3 protein-coding genes are annotated in these 5,096 nt (G+C 57.4%); 1 reads left to right on the plus strand and 2 read right to left on the minus strand.

Features of this window, described 5'->3' with window-relative positions; translation table 11 throughout:
• The first annotated feature begins 686 nt into the window (after nucleotides 1–686).
• On the plus strand, nucleotides 687–2,006 hold the full coding sequence (locus RMSM_RS02495) for a hypothetical protein (RefSeq protein WP_008691086.1): 1,320 nt from the start codon (nucleotides 687–689) through the stop codon (nucleotides 2,004–2,006).
• A gap of 603 nt (nucleotides 2,007–2,609) precedes the next feature.
• Here RMSM_RS02495 and RMSM_RS02500 read toward each other — a convergent pair.
• Both RMSM_RS02500 and RMSM_RS02505 read right to left on the minus strand, forming a co-directional pair.
• On the minus strand, nucleotides 2,610–3,869 hold the full coding sequence (locus RMSM_RS02500; protein ID WP_236621973.1) for an Nramp family divalent metal transporter: 1,260 nt from the start codon (nucleotides 3,867–3,869) through the stop codon (nucleotides 2,610–2,612).
• Nucleotides 3,844–5,013 carry a DUF2891 domain-containing protein gene (locus tag RMSM_RS02505; RefSeq protein WP_052031454.1) on the minus strand — a complete coding sequence of 390 codons (1,170 nt, stop codon included), beginning with the start codon at nucleotides 5,011–5,013 and terminating at the stop codon, nucleotides 3,844–3,846. Before RMSM_RS02505 ends, RMSM_RS02500 begins: the two co-directional genes overlap by 26 nt.
• Nucleotides 5,014–5,096 lie beyond the last annotated feature (83 nt).

A 5,096-nucleotide genomic window follows, 5' to 3' on the forward strand; every position in this document is an offset into this window, starting at 1 on the left:
CAACAAGTCGTTGACGACTTCCGCTACGCTTAAAATGCATAATGCCTGAGGAGTTGGCAGCACGGCGATAGTCTCGACCGAGTCTCGAGGACAGAGCACTTTTCGGGTGATTTGAAATCGACTGTGTCTTAGGGCCAGATCAAACTGATTGGTAATTTCAAAGCGTCGGAAACGTCATCGCTGCCCCCAGCAGGACGTCGCTGACTTTCGAGCAAGTGCTCTGTCCCCTGGTCCCGTCCGCTGTCCCCAGGTCCCGTCCGTCCCCAGGTCCCGAGCGCTCTGTCCTCGGGTCCCGTCCCCGGGTCCCACCCATCGCGTCAAACGCGTCCGTTTCTTTCGCGTTTTCGCGTGTCGTGCTGTTCCTGCCGGGGGAGGGGAATTTTGTTTCCTGGTGCGGGCAACCTACCGGCTTGCGGCCCGAAAGGACCACCATCGAGGGCGTGACGACAACCCGTTGGAGCCTGCCAATGACTTCATCCAACGCATAAATCCGAGACAGCGTTGCACGGCCCCCCCTGATTCCTTCGGGCCACTTTTCGTACACTACAACCCTCTGCTATCAGCGGGGACCATTCGATTTTTCGTCAGTCTCGCTGCGTTTTAGCAAATGACGTTCCCCACCCACTCTCCAAAAAGCAATTTTTGGAACCGACACGCTTCTTACGATTCATTGAGGTCCATTACCCATGGTGTCAATTCTCGCCGATAAACTGCACGAGTACCCCCAACAAGATGTGATCGACGGAACCGGCGGAGGATCGGATTCGATTCTCGATGACTGCCTGAATGAGAACGACGGAGTATTGCAGCTATTGCACCGGTACGCCGGCCGGACATTTTGCACGCCGGGTAAACGCCTTCGCCTTGATGCCAAATCGTACTACCCGGACTACATGAACGGGACGGGACTCGATGAACTCTGGATGTGCTGTACCGTGCCCATCGTGACGGGGGTCATCGATACTCGCACCAATAAAGCACCGTTCCGTGAAGGTGAATCGCACGTCCTGACTCCGAACGGGCAGTTCATCTCGTTGCAGGATCTGATCACCGCCAACCCTGAAGCGGTCATGGGTGAGAAGGTAACCGCGTTTGCGAAATCACTCTATGGAACGCCGACTTGGCCGATTGTGTCAAAGAAGTTTGACAATCTGAATCCAATCCCGCATCACCTTCACTGGTCGAAGTGGGAAGTGTACGACATCAATTCTTTCGACAATCCTGGAGTCAGTCCATCGCATTACCACACCACGGCGATGGGACTGTATCCGTTCGTGACCAAGGATGATTTCCTTGCCTGTATGAAGCGTTTCGGACAGGATGAATACAACGGGGTTCGGCATTTATCACCGCACGTGATGATGCAACTTGACAATGGTTTCGTGATGCCAAACGGTGTGCTGCACTCGCCGACGGACCTTTGCACGCACGAGCTGCATGTGACGATGGATGAGCACTTCTTGGCCGAGGATCTGACGCTGGACGGACGTATCGGAGCAGCGGATGCGTTTTACGCATGCCGGGAAGAGGACTATCCGAAGGATCGTCACGAGGACTGGGAATACTTGGTCGAGAAGTTTGACTTCGCAGCCAATCAGGATCCCGATTTCGTCCAGAAGAATCGGCGTCCGGCAATCACGGCCGAAGAATTTGCAGGTGACGGTGTCGATGCCAAGTGGATTGTTTACGGTGATTTCCTCGGCGATCAGAAGTGCTCGATCCTGCGGCTTACTGTACAGCCTGGCGGTAAGACTCAGTTTTGTCCGGAGAGCCCCGCGCTGTTCCACACCAATGGCGGAAGCGGCCGCGTTGGAAAACTCAAAGTGCAATATCACCAAGATATGATTCTCGGCGAGATCTATCCCGAAATCGGGTTCATCACTCAGGCGGCTCTTGCCAATGGCGGCGTTGAAATTGAGAACACTGGATCGGATCCACTTGTGTTGACCTTCGATTTCCCGCAGAACGCACATTCCAAGACGCCCGGTGCCGGGGTAACGAGCTAGAGCCATTTTGGATTTACCGCAGGTTGGCCATTGTTGGTCGACGCTGAAGTAGCGGCGACGACCTCCTGCTCAGAGAGAGCAAATGGCAACACGTTGGTGAATAAAAACTCACGGAGGTTGAAGAAACGTCTGCGTCGAAGGAATCAACCAAATTGAAGTTGTTGGGATTGATTGCAGGACGGAGGGCGGTACCGCTGCTGCTGTGTCGGCCTCCGGCCTGGTGGTGACTAATTGGTGAGCCGTGGGCCGTGAGAGAACGTCCGGCTTAGGGTGACTCTGACAACTCGCATTCGTTCTTTTTTTAAGGCCGGAGGCCGGTACAATTCATGCCGGTGGTGTTAACCACCGGTTTGGAATGCAGCAAATCCAAGGCCGGAGGCCGACACATTTACTCAGTCATTGTGTCGGCCTCCGGCCTTTGCAGCTCATTCGCTACATCCCGTGGCCTTACGGCCACGGCAGAGGATGTATCGGCCTCCGGCCTAAACCGGACGTTCTCGTGAGGCACCGGGTTGTGCGCGGGCCCCGGCCGCTGACGCGTCGCGGCTCAATGAATCAACAAGTCGCCCGCGAGTTCCGTTACGGTAAAAAATCGCTACTCGCTCAAAATCCCAGGGCAGCGAGTACTCGCCACAATCCGAGTAGGCTGACGAGCGCTACCACCGTCCAGGCGGCGTAGACGCCCGCGGGCGACATTGCCAGTGACGACGCGGCGGTGCGTTTTTGAATCACGACCAACATCAACGCCGCGACGATGGGTAACAACATTCCGTTGGTGACTTGCGCGACGACAATCGTAAACACAGGACTGCCCTGCATCATCATCGCCGCAGTCACGCCCGCGGCGATCACGGAGATCGCGATCGCTCGAAAGGCTTTGCTGCTCGGTTTGGTCGGCCATCCCAAACAGCCGCAGACTGCGTAAGCGGTTGCCAACGGTGCGGTCACCGCACTGGTCAGTCCGGCACAAAACAGTCCGATGGCAAAGGCATGTCCGCTGACCGCGCCCAACGTTGGCCGCAGCCCGGCGGCGATCTGGTCCGGGGTGTTCCAGCGGATTCCTTGATCGTAAAACGCTCCACTGGCCGTCAATAGAATCGCGGCAGTAACCAGCCCGCCGAGTGCGATCGAGATCGCGGTGTCCCAACGCGCGTGGCGGATCGCATCGTGTTTCGGAACCCCCTTCCATGTCGATGCCGAACGACTGGCGTGTAAAAACAGGTTGTAGGGAACGATCGTGGTTCCGATCATCGCCAACACCAGCGTCAAATTGTCGGAAGTAACCCGCGGGACGAATAACCCCGCGGCCACGCGATCCAGCGACGGCAGTCCGGTCGCGGCGGTATACAGAAACGCGATACTCAACATCACGACCAAGCAAACCAACACCCGCTGTAGCAATCGATCGCGGCCGGTTGCGATGATCAACGTGGTGACGATCCCCAGCACCGCGGTCCAGGCTTCGGCGGAGCCACCAAAAAGCGAAGAGACGCCCACGACGGCACCGGTCAGGTTACCAGTTTGATAGGCAGCGTTGCCAAACCCGATCGCGAGGACCACCAGCCCCAGCATAGGGCGAAGCCAAGGCGAATTTTTCAGCGACTCACGAATCGCTTCGCTGAGACCGCTGCCGGTCAGAATCCCCAAGCGAGCTGCCATCGATTGCAACAGGATCGTACCGATCACGGCGAACAGCACGGTCCACAACAGCGAGCAACCAAACTCGGTGCCCGCTCGGCTAGCCGTGACCACGGTTCCGGGGCCAATGAATGCGGCAGTGACCAGCAGACCGGGGCCGCTGGCCAGCCGAAATCGTGACCGCGTCGGTTGCGCCGCGTCACTCATGCTCGTTTTCGTTTGCATGGATGCTTTCGCTTGTTTGGGTGGCCGCGTACAGAGCAAACGTGGCCAACCAATGGTCGCCTTCGTAATGACCGCTGTTGACGTAGGCCAAGCCCGCGGCCAGATGCTTGGCGGCACTCTGCAGCAGCGGACGACGCAGCCGATGACCTTCGGGCAGCGCGTTGGCCACCGCTCGCAGACACCAGGCACGATTCAGGTTCAGGCCTGCCAAATGGACCAGCTTTCCATCGGTGACATCGCTGACGCTTACCGGCGCAATTGTGCCATCAACGAGTTGCACGGCGACCTCGGGGACAAACTTTTCCAGCCACTGCGTGAATTCCGCCTGCGGCATCACGCGGCGCATCAAATCCGCTTCATTCCATCCGGACGAAAAAAAGTCGTGTCCCGACGGTTCGTACTGGACCGGATAATCGACGTCGCTGCGGTAGAACGCACCTGCGCGATCGATCACCAATTGCTCCAGCGGGTCAAGCTGCATTACGCGGGCGTAGTCGAGAATTTGCCCCAGGGCAAATCCGGTGTCAGTGTGTTGTCCGGTGCGGATCGGAAACGTCAATAGCGGCAAATAGGCCGTGATCCGCTGGACGAACAATGCTTCCAGCGGCCTCAAGTTCTCTCGCCAAGTTTGTGCATCGGCGTTGTCCCAGTCGTCGAGTTCGAGCACCAGACGCAGGTACCAAGCCCATCCGTACATACGTTCGAACGTCTTGTGTTCATCACGGCGGAAGAACTCGGTTTCCCGCTGGATGTTTTCACGCGTCAAGTGTGTCGCCAGCGCGGTGCGGATTTTTGGGGCGGCCTCCATCGACGGATGGGTGCGGAGCAATCGAGCCAGCAGCCAATGCCCATGCACGCTACTGTGCCAGTCAAAGCACCCGTAGAACGCTGGAAAATTTTCCTGAGGCGTCTTGAGCTGGTCCGCATCGACGTAGACCAGCGACAGCTTATTCGGAAACTCGGTATCGATCGCTCCCAGCACCAGCTTTGCCCACTCGCCAGCCACCGCGTCATCGATCGTCCCAAACCGGATCGCCGCGTCGTCGGTTTCCGGTTCGCTGGATTGTCCCATCAATGAAGTTGCTTGCACTAAGAGGGCAAGAAGGGACAAGAGACAAATCGAAATCGGACGGAAGTGCGGCATGGAAAGACTGCGGGGTTGAATCAGATTAAGCGGTGTTCATTTGGGGGCACGTGGCCGATGAGAACCGGCCTTACTTTACCGGA

Source organism: Rhodopirellula maiorica SM1, from assembly GCF_000346295.1.
GTDB classification, from domain to species: domain Bacteria; phylum Planctomycetota; class Planctomycetia; order Pirellulales; family Pirellulaceae; genus Novipirellula; species Novipirellula maiorica.

Bases quoted from the DNA above. Each gene is read 5' to 3' on its own strand.
- RMSM_RS02505 (WP_052031454.1), bottom strand. From the start codon at position 5,013: ATGCCGCACTTCCGTCCGATTTCGATTTGTCTCTTGTCCCTTCTTGCC.
- RMSM_RS02495 (WP_008691086.1), top strand. From the start codon at position 687: ATGGTGTCAATTCTCGCCGATAAACTGCACGAGTACCCCCAACAAGAT.
- RMSM_RS02500 (WP_236621973.1), bottom strand. From the start codon at position 3,869: ATGCAAACGAAAACGAGCATGAGTGACGCGGCGCAACCGACGCGGTCA.